Origin of the sequence: Pantoea sp. R13S299, from assembly GCF_048515925.1 — a bacterium.
In the GTDB taxonomy this organism is placed as follows: Bacteria; Pseudomonadota; Gammaproteobacteria; order Enterobacterales; family Enterobacteriaceae; genus Pantoea.
Map to the genome: position 1 here is coordinate 74,094 of NZ_JBLYEF010000006.1, position 22,428 is coordinate 96,521.

A 22,428-nucleotide genomic window follows, 5' to 3' on the forward strand; every position below is an offset into this window, starting at 1 on the left:
TACCAACATGGCGAAAACCGCGGCGGCTTTACACATCCTCGTCAAAGAGGAAGCGCTGGCAAAAGAGATTCTGGCAAAACTGGCGAAAGGCGGCAATTTCCAGCAACTGGCAAAGAAGCACTCAACCTGTCCATCCGGCCGGAATGGCGGCGATCTGGGCGAATTCCGTCAGGGACAGATGGTGCCAGCCTTCGATAAAGCGGTCTTTACCTGCCCGCTGCTGACGCCTTACGGGCCGGTAAAGACCGGCTTTGGTTATCACATTATCAAAGTGCTCTACCGCAACTAATTACTTCTTCTGCTTCATCTGCTGAAGGACGGTGCTGCACTGGTTGTCTTCGTTATCACTTGGGGAGATCAGTGCCAGCAGCGCCGCCGCCGGACCTACTACCGCGCCCAGCGCCACGGAAGCCGCACCACGCGCCAGCAGGGGTCCCGCTTTCACGCCCGCATCAGGATTTTTGAAGGTGCCGCGCACGTAAAGCGGGGAACGCAGCGTCACGATGCGGATGCCTTTACTCTCCGGATTCACTGAGAGATCCAGCCGCTCACTGGCGAAGTTCGCGTTACCGGACACATTGATAATCGCGTTCTCGGTATCAAACACGAACAGGTTTGGCGTCGCCACACCGTTCTGCAGTTTAAGATCGGTCGCGGCGCAGTTGATGCGCACCTGGTCATCGCCAAACAGTTTGCCCACCACGTAGTTACCGACGTTGAGCCCGGCAATTTCCATCAGGCTGCGGCTGATCAGGCCATCATTCATCAGTAGCTTAAGTTGCCCGTTACTGGTTGCCAGCAGGTCGGCCACGGAGTTACCGGTGCCGGTAAAGCTGGCATCGCCATTGAGCTGGCCACGACTGTTTTTCATCGCCTCCACCGTCGGGAAGAGCTGACGCAGCTGCAGCTTACGGACATGAAGGTCAACCCGACCGCGCATCGGCGAGTGATCGCCCTCCAGCCGGATAGTGCTGTTGAGATTGCCGCCTGCCACACCAAAGCGCAGCGGGTCCAGCAGCAGATCGCCGTTTTTCATCTGTAAGTGAGTATAGAGATCGCTTAACGGCAGTGAATTGCTGTGTTCGATCCGTTTGCCGCTGAACTTCACGTCGGCATCCATCACATCCCAGTTTTTGGTCTCGAATTTATCGTGTGGCAGCACGCGGTCGGCAGGCTGATTCGATTTCTCACCGCGACGGGCTTTGGCCTGCGCCGTTTTTTCGCTGCCTTTACCAGAGTCCACGCCAATCAGCGGCCCCAGATCGGCCATGCGCAGCTGCTCAGAGGTCATTTCGCCGCTAAGTGTCGGGCGGGGTTTGACCTGGCTATAAATCAGCGAGCCATGAATATCGCTGTCGCCAATGTGGCCGTTGAATTTCTCATAGCGGTAAACCGCGCCCTTTTCGCCATTGAATTTGGCAATCAGATGGCCGTCAGTTTCATAAGGCGGTGTGTCAGGCAGCAGGACGCCGGTCAGCCCATAGAGGTTCGCCAGCGTGTCGCCCGAGAAGCGCAGTCGCACATTCAGCCCGCCGAGGTTCATCGGATCCTGCAGACCGCCGGTCACCTGAACGCGCGTGCTGCCGTTGTGCACATCGGCCTGAATCGGGAACGGCGTGTTCTGGCTGCGCAGCGACAGCATGCCGCCAATCTTACCGTCGCCAGTGAGTTTCTCGTTGTTATAGGTGCCGCTGGCCTTCCAGCCAAAGACGAAGTCGCCTGCGCCCTTCTGCTGGTCATCGCCTCCGGCAATCTGCGTATACGGCACCGGTTTACCCAGCGGATTGACCTGCACCGTGACATCAGCGCGATTAATGGCGTCGCGATAACGAATCTGGCCCTGATCGAACAGAATATTATCCAGACGGAAGGACCAGGCCGATGGCGCGGCATTCTTATCATCCTTGCCGCTATCAGCAAGGGTAAAGGTCCAGTTGTTCTTTTTATCGGCGGTCTGGATCAGTCGCGCATCAGGGCGCTGCAGCTTAATCCACGGGATGAAGAGTTCTTTATGCAGCAGCGACAGCGGTGACAGAGTGGCGTCGACACGCTGCAGATGCACCATGGTGACGTCAGAAATGTCAGGCGGATTACCCAGCATGATGTCTTCCGCATGGATCTGCGGCCACGGCACCCAGCGCCGCCAGCCTGCCTCGTCGCGATTTCGTGCCCAGTCGATGCCCAGATCCCCGCGTATCGCAAAGGGACGGTTTAACTCGGTTGAGACTTTTTGATTGATGGTGGGCTTCAGGCGATTCCAGTCAAAGGTCGCGATGACGACGATAATCACCACGATCAACAACACCAGAATTCCTGCTACCCAGCTGACTATTTTCCCGGTACGCGACATTACGCTTTCTCCTTGCACATTCACGGTCTGCGTTAAAGATAGTCGAGACCACGGGCAACGGCATCAGGGAAACTGGATAGTAAGATGATTCAATTCAGAAAAGGGGAGCGGACGCGAAAAGTAGTAGCCCTGCGCAGCAATAGCGGGCGACGCTTTGACCTGTTGCCACTGCGCTTCTGTCTCTACGCCTTCAACAATGACGCCGTTGCAGTAGCGATTGATCAGCGCCAGCAACATCGAAAAGAGGCTGCGTCCTTCATCGGTTGTACCCAGCATAGTAAACAGGTCGCGCGACAGCTTGATGTAATCATATTTCAGTTCGGTCAACGCCGAGAAATTCGCCATACCTGAGCCGAAGTCATCCAGCCACAACGGCCCGAGTTCAGGTATTTTCGCCACTTTCTCCTCCTGCGGCAGCGCATGATGCTCGGTGAGTTCAAAGCGTATCCAGGGCAGGCCGGCAATGAGGCGACGGATAGCGGGTCGGTGCTGAATGGCGAGCAGTGAGGGACCGTCGATGTTGACCGAGGCGACCACATCATGGCGCTTAAAAAATGCGCTCCACTCGGCGAGCAGTTCAAGCTGCTCATACACGACATTCAGGCGCTGAGCGATGTCGAGTCCGCCAAACCAGGCTTCAGGCGAGAGATTGCGTTCCGGCGCCATGGGATGATAAACGGCGGTCAGCAGTTCAATGGCGAGCAATCGACCTGTCACCCGATAGATCGGCTGAAACCGATAGCGTCGATGACATTGTTGCCAGAAGAGCGGAGTTTCCGTGTGGAGATTAAGGTCGGTTGAAGACGGCAGCCATTGGCTAATACTCTCCATCACTATGCTATTTTCCTGGTTGGTAACAAGCCCTCCAAAACGGGTGGCTGCAACGATTATCAAATGTGCCTGTGATAGAGAGATGAACGACCTGGCGATATGAAACGGCGATTTTACCAGCCGTTCCGCTAATATAATCGGCTGAACAGGCCGATGTTAGCCGCTCTTATCCGCCAGATTGGGGCTATTTCTGACCTTAAGTTAAATTAAAACGGCGTTTTAAAATCATTTGACGACTGCCATACCAGACGCGAAACTAGGGCGATATTTCACTACAGGTCTTAAACCATGACGCAGAAGAAAATCGCCATTATCGGCGAATGCATGATTGAGCTGTCCGAGAAAGGTGAGAACATTAAACGGGGCTTTGGCGGCGATACGCTTAATACGGCGGTTTACCTTGCCCGCCAGGTTGATGAGCAGCAGTTGCGGGTCGATTATGTCACTGCGCTGGGAACGGATTCGTTCAGCGAGCAGATGATCGCCGCCTGGCAGCAGGAGAAGGTGAATACGGACCTGATTCAGCGCCTTGATAATAAGATGCCTGGCCTGTATGTGATTGAAACGGATGCCGATGGCGAGCGTACTTTCTGGTACTGGCGCAGCGACGCCGCTGCGCGTTACTGGCTCGATAGCCCGCAATCTGCGGAGATAGCGGAACAGCTATCCCACTACGATTATCTCTACCTTAGCGGCATCAGTCTGGCGATTCTGCCGTCTGCCAGCCGTGAGAAGCTGATGGGGCTGCTGACCCAGTGCCGGGCTAATGGTGGCAAGGTGATTTTTGATAACAATTACCGTCCCCGGCTTTGGGCCGATCGCGCCAGTGCGCAGTCTGCGTATCGCGCCATGCTGAACTGTACCGATATCGCCTTCCTGACACTGGATGATGAGCATCTGCTGTGGGGTGAAGAGCCGCTGGAAGCGGTTATCGCGCGAACCCGTCAGGCGGGAGCCAGCGAAATCGTGATTAAGCGCGGTGCCGATTCCTGTCTGGTGGTCACCGGCGATGCGCCGCTGATTGACGTGCCTGCGGTACGTCTGGCGAAAGAGAAGGTGATCGATACCACTGCCGCCGGTGATTCATTCAGTGCCGGGTATCTGGCGCGCCGTCTGACGGGTGCCTCAGCTGAGGCCGCCGCGCAGCGCGGACACCTGACTGCCAGCACCGTGATTCAGCATCGCGGCGCGATTATTCCGGCAGAGGCAATGCCAGACTGATGCTGCAGCAGTTAGCGTCGTGAAGATCTATCTGAGAATATAGATGACGAAAAATGCGCCCAGAGGCGCATTTTTTAGCTTTTGGCATTCATACCTCTTACCCACAAAGCGGCTGACTGAACTGCATCTGATAGAGCCGCGCATAAGCGCCGTTCTTTTGCAGCAGTTGCTGATGCGAGCCGCGCTCCACAATCTTCCCATCTTCTACCAGCAGAATTTCATCGGCCTTTTCAATGGTTGAGAGCCGGTGAGCGATGATCAGCGTGGTGCGGTCCTGCTGCAGCGTCTCCAGCGCAGACTGAATGGCGCGTTCAGATTCGGTGTCCAGAGCTGAGGTCGCTTCGTCGAGGATCAGGATCGGACTGTCGCGCAGCAGGGCGCGGGCAATCGCGATGCGCTGGCGCTGTCCACCCGACAACAGCACTCCATTTTCCCCAATCACCGTATCCAGCCCGTTATCCATTTTATTAATGAATTCCATGGCATGGGCCATCTGCGCCGCCTTTTCGATCGCCTCACGGCTGAAGACGTCGGTGCGGGCATAGGCAATGTTGTTGGCGACCGTGTCGTTGAACAGGTGAACATGCTGAGAGACCAGCGCGACCTGCTCGCGCAGCGAGGCCAGGGTGTAATTACGCAGGTCATGCCCATCCAGCAGAATTTCGCCGCTGTCGATGTCGTAAAAACGCGTCAGCAGGCTGGCGAGGGTCGATTTCCCCGAACCGGAACGGCCCACCAGCGCCACCGTTTTACCGGCGGGAATCGTCAGATTGATATGCTGCAGCGCAGGCGTTTCCGCGCCCGGATAGGTAAAGGTGACATCGCGAAATTCAATATTGCCGGTGGCACGCTCAATGACCCGGGTGCCGTCATCTTTCTCCTGTTCCGTATCCAGGATGGCGAACAGCGTCTGACAGGCGGCCATGCCGCGCTGGAACTGGGCATTGACGTTGGTCAGTGATTTTAGCGGACGCATCAGCATCAGCATGGCGGAAAACACCGCACTGATGGAGCCTGCGGTCAGCGTGGCCATCACCGAGGGGAAACTGGCCGCATAGAGCACAAAGGCGAGTGCCGAGGAGGCGAGCAGCTGAATAATCGGATCGGAGAGCGAGGTCGCCGAGACCATTTTCATCCCCTGACGACGCATTTTGTTGCTGACCTGTTCGAAGCGGGAGGTCTCGACCTGCTGGCCGCCGAACATCAGCACCTCTTTATGCCCTTTCAGCATCTGCTCAGCATGAGAAGTCACCTGCCCCATGGTGTTCTGCATATTTTTGCTGATGCTGCGAAAGCGCCGGGAGACGATGCGGATCGCCAGCGACACAATCGGTGCCAGCACCAGCAGGATCAGGGAAAGCTGCCAGCTGTAGTAGAACATCAGCACAAACAGACCAAGAATGGAGGCCCCTTCACGCACCACCGTCACCAGCGAACCTGACGAGGATGAAGCAACCTGTTCGCAGTCGTAGCTGATGCGGGAAAGCAGCGTGCCGGTAGATTGCTGATCGAAAAACGCCACCGGCATGCCCATCAGATGACGGAACAGGCGACAGCGCAGGGCCATCACCACTTTGCCTGACACCCAGGAGATGCAGTAACTGGAGATATAACCGCTGACGCCGCGGATCAGAATCAGCCCGATAATCACCAGCGGCATCCAGACCAGAATACCGGGATTTTTCCTGCCAATAACATCGTCCAGCAGCGTCTTCAGTAACGTCAGCATAAACGGGTCTATGGCCGCGTTGACGATCAGAGCAACACCCGCGGCCAGCAGTCCCAGTCTGAAGGGAGAGATCATCGGCCACAGGCGACCAAAGGTTTGTCTGGTAGAGAGATCGGTATTAAACATGGAATGCATCTTACCGTTGTGAATGAACGGCTGATCTTATGTTAAACCTCATCAACCAACAGGAAACTGCCCGGCGCTGATCACTCCCAAATGAGACTGGCACTTAAGCCCCTGAAGCGAAGCGGGTGTCGCCCTGGCGCTAAAATCATTATGTCGTCTTAACAGCAGACAGCGCGATATCCGGTAAATTGCGGCTAATAAAGCGGGCCGTGCCAGCCATTTACCTTAAGCTGTAAATTAGTGGTTAATAACGCGCGTCGTGCGGCAATCCTCTTCAACCTCTCTTATAATTTGTTTATTAAAATTAATCAGTTATACAAACAGATCCACCACCAGGCATAGTCCGAATCTGGTCAGATTCGCCCTTTTCGGATGGACGATTGCCTGAAAAAAGACCATCTTTTAATCAAAAGACAGCAGGACGCTGTTCTCTCCGGCCGCGAACAAAACAATTAAAATATTCCCCGCATCAGGATCTATTTATGCACACAGAAATTATTAATATCTGGCCACACGGTGATGCGCCAGGCGCCAGCGATTCACGCGCAGAGCCGCAGATCGTCGATATGGCAAAAGAGTATGAACCTTACGATCGCGCAGCGACCGGCGTTCGTTGCCCGGAGATGGCGATCTGGCATCCGGTCGAATCAAACGGGATTACCCTGCTGGTCGCACCGGGCGGTGGTTATCAGCGCGTGATGATCGATCGTGAAGGCAGCGCTCTGGCGACCTTCTTTACGTCGATGGGTTACACGCTGGCGGTCATGACCTATCGCCTGCCCTATGACGGGCATCACGAAGGCCCTGATGCGCCGCTGGCCGATGCGCAGCGTGCGGTTCGCGTCCTGCGTGATCGGGCACAGCGTGGTCTGAACGGTAAATACATCGTGATGATGGGCTTTTCGGCGGGTGGCCACGTGGCAGCCAGTCTGGGAACGCGTTTCGCAGAGAAACTCTATCCGGTGCAGGATGGCGCAGAGAACTTCTCGCCGCGTCCGGATGCGATGGTACTGGTCTATCCGCTGATCAGCATGCGTGATGGCATTGCCCATGAAGGTGCCAGAACCCGACTGCTGGGTGCGTGGCCGGATCAGAAAACTATTGAAGCCTATTCAATGGAAACGCGTGTTCATCCGCTGGTACCGCCGACGCTGTTGATCCACGCCGCCGACGATGATGATGTCTCCGTGAATCACAGCATGGCGTTTTTTGGCGCGCTGCGTGAGCATAAGGTTCCGGCTGAGGTGCATTTCTATCAGAAAGGCGGGCACGGATTTGGTATCCGTGGCGTGGCAGATTTGCCCCTCGCCAGCTGGCCGATGTTAGTGACCGAGTGGCTCAGGGCAAAAACCTGACGTTAAGCGGCTGGCGGAACGTCTTTGACGTTGCTATCCGGTGGACTGGCTTCATTGCTGGTCGCCGGTGCCGCTGGCGGTGACATCACTTTTTCCCAGCTATTTTGCAGGCTCTTCACGTTGGTTTCCGCTTCGCCTTCCGGCTGAATCAGAACCATCATCAGTTCCTGCGTCAGCTGCTGGCGCAGCTCCTGGTTCAGCTGTTCACGGGTCAGGCCGGCCAGGAACGTCTGACGCAGTTTCTGATACTGCTCAGGTGCAATATCGACCACGGCGTTCTGCTGAGATCGCAGGCGCTGGCTCATCAGCACATCGGTATCGGTGCGGGCATAAGTGGTAAATAGCTTGTTCAGCTCCAGCAGCTTCTGCGCCATCAGCGCATCAAACTCCTCCTGCGGAATGCCTTTATCACGCACGTTCGCCAGCTCACGCGCCACCAGGTTCATGTTCTGCGCCAGATTTTCGTTGCGTCCATCCATGTTGATCGAGCACTGCGCACGCTGATAAAGCACGCGGCAATCAAATCCGACCTGGATGCCCTGCGCCTTGCTGTCGCTGAGCGCACGCTGGACATGCCAGAACAGCGCTTCACGGGCCAGGTCGCCCTGCCAGTAACGCTGCAGATTCTGGGAGTCACGAATCGGCTGCCACGGCGTATCCCACACCAGCGAGAGACGATCCTGCGTCATGTTGCTGCTGACAAGATTCACCGGCTCATGCGGCAGCGGCGACAGCGTCGGCAGTGGCGCAGGCGTTTCGCGTTTGCCGGTTAAGGCCGAGAAGGTTTTGTTGATCTGCTCAGAGAGGTTGCGGCTGTCGACATTCCCTACCACGTAGAGCGTCATCGCATCCGGGGTGTACCACTGATGATAAAAATCGTTGAGCTGAGTTAAATCGACCGGCGCACGCGGTTGTGCAGCGGGATCGTGCGCCAGCAGCGCGGAGCCTTTCAGGCGGTAACGCCACCAGACATCCTGGGAATCTTTCGGCCAGGTCGCCACCGGATCGGAGGCGGCCAGCGCGGTGTTAACCACCTGCTCCGTGATCGCCATATTGCCCGCCGTGGCCGCCAGCCAGTTCAGCGCTTCTTTCAACAGCTCGGGGCGGTTATTCGGCAGACTCAGATTATATTGGGTGGAATCATAGGAGGTGATGACGGGCGGCAGCGGATGCTGAGGATCCATCGCCTGTTGCCATAGCGCGCGCTGCTGATTGTTATCGAGCGCGGTATTATGCACCATCGCCAGGCGCGGCAGCAGATGACTGAAGCCGGTCTGTTGCGCACTTTCCACCAGCGAACCGGTATTCACCACCAGTCGCAGTTCAATGCGATCGCTGGGACGTTGCGGTGTGGCCAGTAACTGCCAATTAAATCCATTATCCAGCTTGCCTTCCTGCCAGGCCGGATCCGGTTGCAGCGTCTCTGCCTGGAGACCAAAGCTGCCTGCCAGCACTAATCCACCAACCAAAAGCCGAATTCTGGTGCCCTGCATGTGAACCCCTACTCAAATAATTCAAATATCGTTATCACTGGCGCATATTGCCGCTGTTATTAACGAATCGGCTGGCGCCGAATCGCGCTGTTATCCAACAACAAAGTGTTTGACCACAGGAAGCGCAGGATGTCGCGTAACGAAGTGAAAAACGTCAAAAAAAACAAGTGGGGTTTATTATGCAAATGCCCGCTGTCAGGGCAAGCGACAGCGGGCATTTGTGGAGATTTAAGTGAAATTCAATGATTAAATTGAAGATTCAGACGCTTTATTCTCCTTATTCCGGCCTGCCAGCGTATCGGTCAGCTGTTTATGATCCAGCTGGTCAACCCACTTCGCCACCACCACCGTCGCCACACCGTTACCGATCAGGTTAGTCAGCGCACGGGCTTCGGACATAAAGCGGTCAATACCGAGAATCAGCGCCAGACCCGCCACCGGCAGATGTCCCACCGCAGAGAGCGTCGCCGCCAGCACGATGAATCCGCTTCCGGTTACCCCCGCCGCACCCTTGGAAGAGAGCAGCAGCACCACCAGCAGCGTAATCTGATGGAAGATATCCATGTGGGCGTTGGTCGCCTGAGCGATAAATACCGCTGCCATGGTCAGGTAAATCGAGGTGCCGTCGAGGTTAAAGGAGTAACCAGTGGGAATCACCAGCCCGACCACCGATTTCTTACAGCCCAGCTTCTCCATCTTATCCAGCATGCGCGGCAGCGCAGACTCGGAAGAGGACGTCCCCAGCACAATCAGCAGCTCTTCTTTGATATAGGCGATGAACTTAAAGATGCTGAATCCGGCGAACAGACGCGCAATCAGCCCCAGCACAATCACCACAAACAGAATACAGGTGATGTAGAAGCAGATAATCAGCTGGCCGAGTTGCACCAGTGAACCCACGCCATACTTACCGATAGTGAAGGCCATTGCGCCAAATGCCCCGATCGGAGCCAGACGCATGATCATGTTGATGATGCCGAAAATCACTTTTGAGAAATTTTCAATCACGTTGAAAATCAGCGTGCCGGTGTTACCCAGACGATGCAGAGCAAAACCAAACAGAATGGCAAACAGCAGTACCTGCAGAATGTTGCCGCTGGCAAAGGCACCAATCACGCTGTTGGGGATAATATCCAGCAGGAAAGCGACAATACCCTGCTGTTCTGCCTGCTGGGCGTACATCGCCACGGCTTTGGCATCCAGCGTGGCAGGATCAACGTTCATCCCGGCACCTGGCTGTACCACGTTCACCACGATCAGGCCGATAATCAGCGCGATGGTGCTGACAATTTCAAAATAGAGCAGCGCAACCGCGCCGGTCCGTCCTACCGCTTTCATGCTTTCCATGCCAGCGATGCCGGTCACCACGGTACAGAAAATGACCGGGGCGATAATCATCTTGATTAACTTAACAAAGGCATCTCCCAGAGGCTTCATCTGAGTCCCTATTTCTGGGTAAAAATGGCCTAACAAAACGCCGATGCCAATCGCCATCAGCACCTGGAAATAAAGGCTTTTAAAAAGTGAGGTTTTCATAAACAGGTGTCCACTAACGCCGTGAGGTGATGTTGTCGGATTCGTTATTGTGACTGTCAGGCAACACAGGCAGCCCCTGACAGTAACCCGAAAATAACACTCTGTTTACGTGATTAATACAGGGTGACAAACGCCCAGGAAACCCTGGGATCGTATTTCTGAACTGAAACGCTTCAGCAAGGGGTTTTGTAACTAAAATTCTCGCAAAATCAATGAATCAGGCAATTATTGCGGCAGTGAGGAGTTTTCAATCCAGTCCTGATTAAATCGGGTCAGAGGCAGGGCTTCCGCGTACAGATAGCCCTGTCCGATAGCGATGCCGCGCGCCAGCAGCCAGTCGCGCTGCTCCGCGGTTTCCACCCCTTCGGCAATCACTTCCAGATGGATAATCTCGGCGATGGCCGCCACGATGCGGACCATGGTGTCGTCATGCGGCAGCGCTGCCACGAAGCTACGATCCATCTTCAGCTTATTGACCGGCAACGCTTTCAGCTGATGCAGATAGTTCAGGTTGGAGTAGCCCATGCCAAAGTCATCCAGCGCCACGGCGACGCCGGTCTGCTGCAACAGCCGCAGTATCGACATCGCCTGTTCCGCATTTTCAAGCTGAGCCGTTTCTGTCACTTCCAGCACCAGCGTGTCGGGTGCGATGCGGTGGCGCGTCAGCAGGGATTGCAGATGGGAGACCACCCCGGTATCCCGCAGTTGCACAGCGGAAATATTCACACTCAGCGGCAGCATAATGCCCTGTCGCTGCCAGCCTGCCAGAATGCGGCACGCCTCTTCAAACACCCAGCGGCCAATCGCGCTGATCACGCCAATCTCTTCGGCGCTGGCAATAAACTCTTCGGTCAGCCCATAACTGCCATCTGGCTGGCGCATCCGCAGCAGCGCTTCCGCGCCGGTTAACGCGCCGGTGCGCATATCCACCTGCGGTTGCAGATAGAGGGCGAACTGCTCATCGTGCAGCCCCTGCAGGATGTCATGCTCCTGTGTCAGACGCTTCTGCGCGCGTTCGGTCAGCGCGGCGTCAAAGAACAGAATCTGATTTTTACCCTGATGACGGGCCGACATCATCGCGGAGGTCGCGCGGTCAAGCAGCTCATTCGCGCTCAGCGGCTGATCGTCGCGCAGCGCCAGACCGATGCTGAGGTTAGGACGCAGCTGCAGCTGATGCAGATTAACCGGCTGATTCAGGCGAATCATCAGGTTGCGCGCCAGACGCAGCGCACGGAACGGAGTACTGGCGCGCTTCATTAACAGAACAAAGTCGCTGGTCCCGGTCTGCGCCAGCAGAGTATGGTCATCCAGGGTATGCCGGATCTTCTCCACCAGCGTCAGCATCAGCGTATCGCGCTGCTCATCACTCAGTACGCCGTTAGCTTCCTGCAACGTTTCAACGCGGATCACCATCAGGCCTAGTGGCTGTTCAGGGTGACACATGAACTGTTCGACCAGCGCCAGAAACAGGGTGCGATTGGGCAGATCGGTGACGGGAAAATGGGTGGTCAGCCGGCTCATCTCGTCATGTATCGACTCCAGCACCTGCTGATTGCGGTTGTAGCTGCGCACCAGCATGCCGATTTCGTCATCGCGGTGGCTCTGCGGCAGCGACAGTTTATGCGTCAGAATCGCCTGCGGTGGCAGCTCCTGCAGCTCGCGGGAGAGATTGCGCAGCGGATGCACCACCAGCCGGTTGATGCACCAGCTGATCGCCACTGAGAGGATCAGCGCCAGCAGCAGATAGGTGATGATCATGGTCGAGAGCGTGCTGAGGATAAACTGGTAGACGCGCGTCGAGTTAGCCTGCAACACCAGATAAGCCAGCGGCTTCGGCATCCCGGTGTTTTCGACCGAATAGAGCGGCAAGGTAATCTGCACCGGCAGTTCAAACAGGCGTGCGATCAGACGCGGCACCGGTTTTTCCACCTCGAAGTCGGCATGCAGTGCCTGGAACGCATTCGGCAGCACCACATCGGCGCGCGATAAAATACCGGCCGGTTTCAGTGAGTGAAGAATGCGTTCGGCCTGAGGAATATCGGCACGCAGCACCGCTTCCGACAGCGGCTGACGGACAGTGTGCGCGATATTTTCCATCTGCTGGGCGTAGTCAATCCTGCGCTGCTGCACAAAATGAAACAGTTGGATGACGATAAAGATACTGATGGTGATAACCGCAACCAGCGAAACTGTCGCCATCTGCTTTATCGTAAGTGACCGGCTTACGCGCAAAAAATTCTCTCCTGACGATGAAAAAAGCCCAGATAGCAGACAGTACAATGCCCGCCAGTATATCCCATAAACTGACTTTTTTACCGTCTGAAAAGTCCGGCTTTTTCCCGGTCAGGATTATTTAAAATCCGCGTAAGGAGTTAGCGGCTGTGGCGGCATATCCAGATCCCCTTCCCAGCCTCCGGCCGCATAGCGCACATAGAGCAGACCGTGGCTCGGGGTGTAATCCTTCGCCTGCTGAATATCGACACCGGCTCCGATAAACCAGTTCGACGTCAGCCGTCGCTCAATCACCGCCTGCAGCGTGTAGCCCGTACCACCGCCGGAACTGCTGGCGGAAGAGGGATTGCTGGCAAGCGCGAAGCCCGGATTGACCGGATAACGCTGCTGCGCATCGGTTTTCGAATGCGACCATGAGACGGAGCCGCCCAGGTCAAATGACCAGTTCTCCGTCCGCTGCCGCCAGGTGACCGGCACGGAAAAAGAGAGATACTGCTGCGGACTGTAGTAGCCGCCCTGGCCGAAGGTGTAATCACTGAGATCCTTCTGATAGTGCCAGAGCATGCTGTTCAGCCCGATGGTCGCACGGCGATTGTCGGTGTTGATCAGCTTATAATAATAGCCGCCCATCAGGCGCTCACGGCTGTTATCCGCGACGTTTTCACCCGTGATCTGATGCGCACTGATGTCGCCCCAGACGCCATGCGCCCCGCCCTGATCGTAACTCAGTCCGATGCTGCCGCCCGTCGCCACCACGCCGCCCCAGCTTTTGCCACCGTTAACTGCCGGATCGCGCGTCCCGGCATAGGAGAGCAGCGAACTGGCAATCGGCCTGCGTGAGGCGGTCAGCGTGACGCCAAGCTGCTTCACATCGGTTTTCCAGCTTATCCCGCCGGTCCAGTTAGTGACTTCGAATCCCAGCGGCGTGGTGCCGAGGTCGGTCGACCAGGTCGCGTTATGCCAGCCAGCGGCCAGCGCCGTGCCCCTGTCACGCTGATGCGTCTGGCGACTACAGCCGCCGGAATTAGCATCATCGCAGCTGCCAAATAGCGCGTCGAAGTTGCCGTTTCGGGTGGTAAAGGTCCCTGCGGAGACATCCACCTGGTCGAGACGGAAAAAGCCGCGGCCATCAGCAAACGGATGTTCCGCCTGCAGCATGGTGGTATGCGCCGTAAAATCAGAGATGCCACCGGTGCCGCTGTTGCGTGAATAGTCCTGCTGCACCGTCAGCGTGGTCTGCTGCTGACGATAGAGATCGGCTGTATCACTGCGCAGGCTGCGCTTCAGCCAGTCATCCTGCGGATCGTTGCGGGTGGCACGGCTGATGTTGCCACTGCTATCAATACCGCTGGCCGTCATCGCCTGCCGATAGTCGGCCAGCGCCTGTTCAGGCTGCTGTTGCGTTCGCTCCAGCCGGGCTGCATCGCGAAACACCAGCGCCTTATCCTGCGAAGGCGGCAGCGAGGCGGCGCGCTGTTTCAGCCCGGTAAACAGCACCGCAGCTCGCGTGGTTTCACCCACCGACTGCCACGCCAGCGCAGCACGCCTGTCCGCATTGACACTGGCCTGCACCGGCGGCTGTTGCTCAAGCGCCTGTCGGGCTTCGCTGTTGCGCTGCAGGGCAACCAGCGCTTCGATTCGTCCCAGCGCCGCATCGCCGTTTTCCGGCTCGCGCGACAGCACCTGCTGATAGCCCGTCAGCGCTGGCTGCGCGTCACCGCGAGCCAGTGCCCAGTCGGCCAGCGTCAGGTCGCGCCGGCTGGAAACCGGCTGCTGCTCAAGCAGCGTTATGGCTGCTGGCTCCTGCCCGGCGGCGCGCAGCGCATCGGCCTGGGCAAAGATCTGATTCTGCTTCAGGCGGTCAGCCAGCTGGCGCATATCGCTGCTCCACTGCGCGTCGGGCAGGCGATGCAGCGTGGCCAGTGCCTCGCTGTCGTTATCGTTGCCCGAGAACCAGAGCGCAGTGGCGTAAAGTGCAGTGGCGTCCTGCGGATGCTGCTGTGCGACTGCGCGCATCATCGTCTGCGCCTGCTGCACGTCGCCACTGTTACGCAGCGCGCCTGCCAGCCGGTAACTGAGCCAGACATCATCCGGCGACAGCGCCTGCGCCTGGCGATATTTCTCTGCCGCCTGCGGCCAGCGAGCCTGCTGCGCCAGGGCATCCGCTTCCGCGCGCAGGCTGTCGCTGCGCAGCGCCCGGATCGTGTCAGCCAGAGCGCGCTGCTGCCCGGCGGGTAAGGTATTAATAAATTCCAGCTCGCGGGCAGGCGACACCGCCTGATAAAGCCCCGCCAGCCGACGCACTGCAGTGATATTGGTGCCATCCAGCCGTCGCGCGCGCTGCCAGAACTGTTCAGCACCCGCCGTATCTTTGCGCGCCATCGCCACATCCCCCAGGCCAATCAGGGCATAGCTGTCGCTGCTGTCTAACGTTTGCGCCGCGCGATAGTGTTGTCCGGCGCCCTCAACATCGTGCTGCGCCAGTGCTTTATCGCCCTGCTCAATTTCCATCCAGTAGCGATTGCTCTGCAGCAGCGACTGCCATTTACCGATCAGCGTACTCTGCTGACCCGCTTTGATGGCGCGTTCCAGCCAGAGAATGGCGGTATCACGATGGCCCGCGCGGGCCTGAGTCTGCCCCATCGCGCCCATTAATTCGGCATCATCGGGATTGTCTTTTAGCGCCCGGTTCAGGGTCGCCATCGCGTTATTCACATTGCCTGCGTCGACCAGCGCCAGCGCCCGCATCCGTTCGCGATAGGCAGGATCGGCCAGCGTCGTCTGCTGCTTCGAAAGCGTCTCGACGCCCTGCTGATGCGCATCGCCCTCGGTGAAGACGGTGAGATACGCTTTCATCTGCGCCACGCTGCTGTCGCTGATCGGTTGATCGTTAATCTGCTTCAGCCAGAGATCAGCTGCGGCATCACGACCGCCGCCGCTCTCCGCCAGCCGCTTCAGCTGGGCTATCGCCTGCGCTGGCTGCTGCCGGGCAAATGCCATGCGGGCAATCTGCAACCCGACGCCAACGTTGCCCGGATAGCGCTGTTCCAGCGCCTGAAGCTGCTGCCAGACGACATCCTCCTGACCAGGAAGGCGCGCCAGCAGCCGCCAGTACTCCAGGGCGATGTTGGGATCGGGGAACACGCCGTTAAACAGCGCATCGTACGCGCTTTTCGCTTCCGCCAGACGGCCTGAGGTGGCAAGCAGACGGGCCTGCTGCAGTTGCTGTCGCCCCTCTGGCGACATCATGCGCAGGCCTGCGGCAGACTCACGCGCCGCCGCCGAGCCGGGTGCAAGCTGGTTGAGCTGATCCAGCAGTTTCTGCGCTGCGGTGATATCACCCTGGTGCAGCGCCAGTCGCAGACGTGCCGCCAGCACCTGGGGATTATCCGGGTCCATCTTCTCCAGCCGGTAGAGCGACTGCTGCACCAGCTCATACTTATTGGTGGATTCGCCAATGCGCACCTGAGTCAGCAGCCAGTCAACCGGCGAGACCTGCGGCCCGGCGACAGGCGCAGCCTGCACCGGCAGCGCACCCAGTACGCCGATCAGCACACCTGCCCGCAGCAGAGGTCGCTTATTCATCTTCATCGTCAAGCAGACGGCGGTTGGCAATCAGGCGCATCAGACGCCAGACCAGTACGGCAAACAGCACCACAACAAACACCGCGCACATCGCAAGCCAGAAGGGATGCGTCGCCAGCATGGCCCAGAGCCGTTCCCACCACGGCAGATGGCCCACAAAGTAGGTCTCTCCGACGCGCAGGCTGTTAACGCCCGACTCACGGATAATCGCGGTGGAGCCGGAGATCGCACTGCGCTTGCCGCTGTCGCCTAGCGCCTCATCGAGTAGCTGCCAGCTGCGCGGGCTGCCGTCGGCAAGCAGCGCCACCACACTGCGCTGATCGTAAAACGGCGACTGGAATCCAATCACGGTCGCCAGCGGGCCACGGGAACCGATAGCGGTAGTACTTTCCGCTGCCCGTTCAGCCTCGCTGAGCGGCTCCGTAGAATGAGGCACTTTCCGCACCGGCGTTTTCAGCCAGCTGGCAGTCGCATCGACCAGCGCGGAGATCCGTCGGTCATCCCGAAGATCTTTGGGGATGTCGCCGATCAACAGCAGATCCGCATCCTGCTTTTTCGCCGTGCTCCAGTCATCGGTGAGCTGCATGCGCAGCGCCGGATAGCCGGTCTGCGCGCCCATATTACCCAGCGCATTCAGCAGCGTGCTGACCTGCTGTGAATCCGGCTTTGGCTGCACCAGCACCAGCGTCTGAGCCAGATCGGCATAGCGGCTGAACGGGAAGCCTGCATTCGCCCAGGTCTGCAGCGACGGCATTTCGATGTAGTGGCGATAGCCAGAGAAGTCGATGCTGGAACTGTCATCCAGCACCACATGATGGCCGACCGGCGTCACGGTTTCACAACGTCCGTCAGCGGTGCCACCAATGAAAATGTTGGCATAGTCAAAATCGAAGCGCAGCTGGTTCACCACGCCCAGGCGTAACGCCGGGATCAACAGCTCATGATTCTTGTCCAGCATCCCCTGAATCAGCGGGATATGCAGCAGTTGCTGTCCGGCGGTGTTTTTTGGCAGCAGCGGGTAGTCCTGAATAAACTGATTGTTCAGATTCACCGCCAGCCGCGAGCCGTCCGGCTGGACAGGCGAGGTATAGCGATAGCTCAGATCCATATCGATACCGCGCGCCCTTACCAGGAAGAGATCGGGCGGCAGATTCAGCGTCAGGCTAATCGGATTGGGCTGCAGGCCGTCAGACTGTAACTGGTTTTCATACTGCGTCAGCTCAGCAAAGGTGGTGCGGCGATCGGTGCGCACCCAGTTTGGCGCATCATAGGGCTGGCGCGGTGCCAGCAGCGTGACGCGGTCAATGGTCGAGGTGTCGCCGCGTAACAGCAGCTCACCCTGCGCAATCCCCTGCACCGCCGTCAGCAAATCGTCGTCGTTGCGTCCCAGAATCAGCAGCATTTTTTCATAGGGACTGCCAGGCTGGCTCACCATCTCCACGGTCGGCTTCGTTACCGGCGGCAGATCTTTCAGGAAATCCGGACGCGCGTCGTTGGTGGCAAACACCACGGCATGCTGCTGTTGCGGCAGCTGATTGTAGAGCACCGGGAAGCGCTGTCCGCGCCAGGCGGCTTTGCTGCCGAACCAGGAGGCGAGGATCGCGGCGGCGCGCTGCTGGTTGATGTCTGGCTGGGCAGCAAACACCATCGGCAGACTTAGCGGTCGCGTGTCGCGCGCATCAAAGAACGGCTCAGGGAAGTGTGACAGGTCGTTTTTCAGCGGCAGTTTTTGCAGCGTCAGATCCAGACCGCTCTCTTTACCGATATCGAGCCAGATGGTGCTGTTGGCCGGATTTTCACAGATGTTGGCGTAGTGACCGACCAGCTCAAAGCGCACACGGTTAAAGTCGCTGATAAAACGGGGATCGATTGCCAGCTGCATCTGATTCTGTTTGCCAATCTGTTCCGGCGTCAGGGTAATCAGGCTCACCAGCTCATCGTTGAGATAGACTTTCAGCTGCGACAGCGTGGGCAGCAGCGCAGGCGATGGCCGGTAGCTGAGATTAAGCAGCGCACGCGTTACCACCTCATCACTGCGTACGCCGAACTCGATCTGCCCGCTGGTGCGCGTTCCGCTTAGCATCATGCTGCCTGGCGGCGGGGCCAGCTTCACAAAGCTCAGCTTGCTGCTACGCAGCGGCGCGCCGGGTTCCTGGGGCAATGATTGCACCGCCGTTTCTCCGGCGGCCATGACTGGCACACTCTCCTGCGCCACGGCGCAGCTTAGCGTTGCGGAGCCCAGCAGCAGTGCAGCAACCCACCTGTTTATTCCTGTTGTTGTCATATCATCAACTCAATGCAGATTTTTTTGAAGCGGGCGCGCGCGTGATGCCTTTTGGCAACAGCGAAGCCAGCCAGCTTACCCCAGCGGTAAGCAGGTTAAACAACCGACGTAACTGCGGCGGGCCATATTCCGCCAGGCGCAGATAACCTTTAAAGCCGAGGACCATGATATCGGCCAGACTCTGCACCGGTTTATCCTCCGGGAAACCGTCCTGCCACAACGCCCAGGTATCGGCGCGGGCGAAGGTACACTGAATAAAATCAATGTGCTGCCGCGTGGTCAGCTGTTCGAGACGCACGCCCGCCCGGCGGCCAAAGACGCGCTGCACCGTGCAGGGAAAACTGAACTCCTGCTGTCCGCGACGCAGCAGCAGCCAGACTTTTTCATCCTCCTGCAGTGCATCCGGCTCGCGCAGTTCCAGACCGACACCGCCGTCCGAATAGTCACGTAGCGTACAGGGCAGCATGTGACCGTTTTCGCGCGAAATCGCCGCAGGCATCGCAATTTCCACGCGGTGCGCTTCACGGATCTGCCTTGCCTCTACCGAGACCGCAACCGCGCCGCCCAGAATCACCATGTTGTAGATCACCCACACCAGGCTGACCCACACCGTTAACACTTCATTAGCCGGGCCATACTGCATCCGCCAGAACGCCATCACCACGCCCGCCAGATTAAGCAGAACCAGCATCATGTAAGGCCGGGTAATCACCCAGTCCAGATGCCGCTTCTCCACCAGTCCGCCTTTGGCAGTCACGTTGAACTTGCCCTTGTGGGGATTGATCAGCGCGACGGTGGTCGGCAGGGCGATATACCACGCCAGCACGGTCTCGTAGACTTCGCTCCAGAACGAGTGTCGCCAGCGTCCCTGAATGCGCGAGTTGGTCAGGCTGGTATGCAGCATGTGGGGCAGCACATAGACGGCGATCGCCAGCGCCGGGGCATAGATGATGTAGGCATGGCAGAGCAGAAACGCCAGCGGCGCCAGCAGGAACACCAGCCGTGGAATACCGGAGAGGAAGTGCAGCATCGCGTTGGCATAACAGAGCCGCTGCACCCACCTCAGCCCTTTGCCGAACAGGGGATTGTCGAGACGGAAAATCTGCACCATGCCGCGCGCCCAGCGGATACGCTGACCGATATGCGCTGACAGGCTCTCGGTCGCCAGCCCGGCCGCCTGGGGAATGCGGATATAGGCAGAGGTGTAACCGAGGCGATGCAGGCGCAGCGAGGTATGAGCATCTTCTGTCACGGTTTCGACCGCAATGCCGCCAATCTCCTCCAGCGCAGTGCGCCGCAGAATGGCGCAGGAGCCGCAGAAGAAGGTGGCGTCCCAGGTATCGTTGCCATCCTGAACCAGCCCGTAGAACAGCGATCCCTCATTGGGTGTGCGACGGAATCGCCCCAGATTTCGCTCAAACGGATCGGGCGAAAAGAAGTGATGCGGCGTCTGCAGCATCGCCAGCCGGGGATCTTTGATAAACCAGCCCATGGTCATCTGCAGGAAAGAGCGCGTCGGCACATGGTCGCAGTCAAAGATTGAGACAAAGTCGCTGCGGCAATACTTTTTCAGCGCGTGGTTGATGTTGCCCGCCTTGGCATGTTCGTTAGACGGACGCACCACATAGTTAACGCCGATGCTGGCGGCAAACTCGCGGAATTCCGGCCGGTTGCCGTCGTCGAGCAGATAGATGTTGAGGCGATCCTTCGGCCAGTCGACGCCGAGCGCAGCGTAGAGCGTCGGTCTGACCACGCTCAGCGGCTCGTTATAGGTCGGCACCAGCAGATCCACCGATGGCCACAGCGAACGGTCAGCAGGCATGGAAACCGGCTGCCGGTTAAGCGGCCACAGCGTCTGAAAATAGCCCAGCACCAGGACCACCCAGGCGTAGGTTTCTGCGGCGATCAGCAGCAGACCCAGTACCAGGCTCATCGGGTCATCCCAGTTCAGCGTTGAGGTGTAGCGCCACCACAGATAGCGACAGGAGACGGTCAGCGAAAGCACAATCAGCATCATGGTCGGTAAGCGGCCCGGCACGCGCCGCACCACCATCGCCAGGCCCCAGAGCAGCAGCACAAAGATAAACTGCGTCATCAGGTCAAAGGGCTGGCTGATGCAGAGCAGCGCCAGCACCGAGGCGAACAGGGCCATCCCGATAAACAGGGCGTAGCGCATCAGGGGCGGCAATCGCTTCAGCCGCCGTTCAGCGCGTGGGCCGAATCGTTGCGTCTCTGCCCGTTTCGCGCGCCTTTCCAGCCAGCGGTAGGCCTGCTGTCGCCAGCGAATCAGCGCCGAGAAGCCGTTTGCACGATGGCCACTGTCATCCAGCGGCAGGATAACCAGCAGCCAGAGCGTCTGAATCAGATAGCGCAGACAATCGAGCGGCTGCGGACGTTCGGGCGAAATATGCGGATAGAGCTGACGGCGCTGACCAATAATCCGTTGCCAGCCGGGCATCTCCACACGGAACAGCATCACCATCAGCCCGCACCAGAAGAGATTAAACGCACTGGCGAAACGGGATGCACCGTTGCCACGCGCGGTCGTGTAGCGACGTTGCAACGCCTGCCAGGCGGGGCCGGTCAGCAGCCAGCGCAGCGGATTCAAGCGCGATCGCCTTTCAGATGCAGCAGCAGCCAGTTGGCCAGTGTGGTGAGCTCTTCGCTGACCAGCGCGTGTGGCCGGTATTCACCTACCGGCTGCTTCATCATCAGCGCTTCTGCCAGCGCCTCATCGCGGTGAATCAGCAGGGGAACCAGCGGATTCAGCGAAGCCATCCAGAGCTGATGCAAATCCTGCTGCAGGCGGCTGTTGGCATTAAACTGGTTGATCAGAAAACGGGTCGCAGCGGGAAAACGCTGCTGGCTCAGGCGTAAATGGCAGTTGGCGTCTGGTGTGGTGACGCAAAGCAGACCATCCAGCAGCGGCCAGAGCGCGTCATGCCACGGCGCAGTTTCTGCGGGCAGATCGAAAATAATCCATGAGTAACGTGTGCTCAGCGCCGGTAACGCGTTCAGCAATGGGGTGGCGAGCGTGTCATCCTCAACCCTGACCGGTGACGCGAGCAGACCATAGGGCAGCAGGTCTGGCCCATGCGGATAGCGCTGCGCGCTCTGCTGCCAGTCACCGCCACTGCACAGCGCCTGCATCCAGCCCTGCTCAGTCTGAACGGGGAGATTGAAGTGCGCACCCAGCTGGTTGACCGGCGAACCGTCAATCAGCAGAACCCGTTCACCCAGGGCGGCAAGCGCCCAGCCGAGGCCCGCGCAGAGAGAAGTGGTGCCGACGCCACCCCGGATGCCCTGAAGAGCAATCTGCGGCATCAGTGAGACTGTCCGGGCAGCGAGGCGACGGTTTCCGCTAACAGCGGCCAGCGAGCCACAATCTCTTTCAGGCGCTCTTCGCGGGCAATATCAACATAACTGAACGCCTGCAGAGAAAAGGCGTCACGCAGCGCACTGATATCATCCTGAGGTTCACCGTGAGCAACGCCCGGCGTATAAACATCTTTGTTTTTCATTATTGAGTGTTCGCCACGAATAAAACCGCGTTAAATCCAGGTCAGCAACATTTGCATTGATTCTGGAACGTGATTTCCAGAATGAGCATGATCACAAAAAAGGGGAAATGGCCTGTATTCAGTAATTTTTAATTAGTCAGGTTACAACCTGCCCTGTCTATAATA

The 22,428-nt window shown here is 58.0% G+C and carries 14 protein-coding genes; 3 read left to right on the forward strand and 11 right to left on the reverse strand.

Translation table 11 applies throughout. The features are described 5' to 3' along the window. The first annotated feature begins 7 nt into the window (after window positions 1-7). On the forward strand, window positions 8-289 hold the full coding sequence (gene ppiC / locus ACN1CO_RS20820) for a peptidylprolyl isomerase PpiC (RefSeq protein ID WP_010257386.1): 282 nt from the start codon (window positions 8-10) through the stop codon (window positions 287-289). Here the strand turns inward: ppiC and ACN1CO_RS20825 are convergent, their stop codons facing one another. Both ACN1CO_RS20825 and pdeH read right to left on the reverse strand, forming a co-directional pair. Next, a complete protein-coding gene (locus ACN1CO_RS20825) occupies window positions 290-2,350 on the reverse strand; it encodes an AsmA family protein (protein ID WP_419140512.1) in 2,061 nt (686 codons plus the stop codon). It lies immediately after the preceding gene. A 63-nt stretch (window positions 2,351-2,413) separates the two neighbouring features. Further along, window positions 2,414-3,187, reverse strand: coding sequence for a cyclic-guanylate-specific phosphodiesterase (gene pdeH / locus ACN1CO_RS20830; RefSeq protein ID WP_419140626.1), 774 nt, complete (start codon window positions 3,185-3,187; stop codon window positions 2,414-2,416). A gap of 282 nt (window positions 3,188-3,469) precedes the next feature. Here pdeH and ACN1CO_RS20835 point away from each other — a divergent pair, with 282 nt between their 5' ends. Next, window positions 3,470-4,402 carry a sugar kinase gene (locus ACN1CO_RS20835; RefSeq protein ID WP_419140513.1) on the forward strand — a complete coding sequence of 311 codons (933 nt, stop codon included), beginning with the start codon at window positions 3,470-3,472 and terminating at the stop codon, window positions 4,400-4,402. Between the two features lie 97 nt (window positions 4,403-4,499). On the opposite strand, the gene msbA is transcribed toward ACN1CO_RS20835, so the two are convergent. Further along, window positions 4,500-6,257, reverse strand: a complete 1,758-nt coding sequence (msbA, locus tag ACN1CO_RS20840; RefSeq protein ID WP_419140514.1) for a lipid A ABC transporter ATP-binding protein/permease MsbA — start codon at window positions 6,255-6,257, stop codon at window positions 4,500-4,502. Window positions 6,258-6,739: 482 nt separating this feature from the next. Between msbA and ACN1CO_RS20845 the strand changes: the two genes are divergently transcribed. Beyond that, window positions 6,740-7,612, forward strand: coding sequence for an alpha/beta hydrolase (locus tag ACN1CO_RS20845; protein WP_013359660.1), 873 nt, complete (start codon window positions 6,740-6,742; stop codon window positions 7,610-7,612). 2 nt (window positions 7,613-7,614) lie between these two features. Here the strand turns inward: ACN1CO_RS20845 and ACN1CO_RS20850 are convergent, their stop codons facing one another. The 8 genes from ACN1CO_RS20850 to bcsR all read right to left on the reverse strand — a co-directional run bounded on the left by ACN1CO_RS20850 (window position 7,615) and on the right by bcsR (window position 22,263). Continuing rightward, window positions 7,615-9,105 (reverse strand): M16 family metallopeptidase, encoded by a 1,491-nt coding sequence (locus tag ACN1CO_RS20850; RefSeq protein ID WP_419140515.1) that lies wholly within the window; start codon window positions 9,103-9,105, stop codon window positions 7,615-7,617. 246 nt (window positions 9,106-9,351) lie between these two features. Next, on the reverse strand, window positions 9,352-10,641 hold the full coding sequence (locus ACN1CO_RS20855) for a dicarboxylate/amino acid:cation symporter (RefSeq protein ID WP_419140516.1): 1,290 nt from the start codon (window positions 10,639-10,641) through the stop codon (window positions 9,352-9,354). A gap of 225 nt (window positions 10,642-10,866) precedes the next feature. Further along, a complete protein-coding gene (gene hmsP, locus ACN1CO_RS20860; protein ID WP_419140517.1) occupies window positions 10,867-12,873 on the reverse strand; it encodes a biofilm formation regulator HmsP in 2,007 nt (668 codons plus the stop codon). 117 nt (window positions 12,874-12,990) lie between these two features. After that, a complete protein-coding gene (gene bcsC / locus ACN1CO_RS20865) occupies window positions 12,991-16,458 on the reverse strand; it encodes a cellulose synthase complex outer membrane protein BcsC (RefSeq protein WP_419140518.1) in 3,468 nt (1,155 codons plus the stop codon). Continuing rightward, complete coding sequence (gene bcsB, locus ACN1CO_RS20870) at window positions 16,451-18,742, reverse strand: cellulose biosynthesis cyclic di-GMP-binding regulatory protein BcsB (RefSeq protein ID WP_419140519.1); 2,292 nt, start codon at window positions 18,740-18,742, stop codon at window positions 16,451-16,453. Before bcsB ends, bcsC begins: the two co-directional genes overlap by 8 nt. 4 nt (window positions 18,743-18,746) lie before the next feature. Next, window positions 18,747-21,350, reverse strand: coding sequence for a UDP-forming cellulose synthase catalytic subunit (gene bcsA, locus ACN1CO_RS20875; protein WP_419140520.1), 2,604 nt, complete (start codon window positions 21,348-21,350; stop codon window positions 18,747-18,749). Beyond that, a complete protein-coding gene (gene bcsQ, locus ACN1CO_RS20880) occupies window positions 21,347-22,066 on the reverse strand; it encodes a cellulose biosynthesis protein BcsQ (RefSeq protein ID WP_419140521.1) in 720 nt (239 codons plus the stop codon). Before bcsQ ends, bcsA begins: the two co-directional genes overlap by 4 nt. Continuing rightward, entirely contained in the window at window positions 22,066-22,263 is a 198-nt protein-coding gene (bcsR, locus tag ACN1CO_RS20885) for a cellulose biosynthesis protein BcsR (protein ID WP_419140522.1), read from the reverse strand. Before bcsR ends, bcsQ begins: the two co-directional genes overlap by 1 nt. Window positions 22,264-22,428 lie beyond the last annotated feature (165 nt).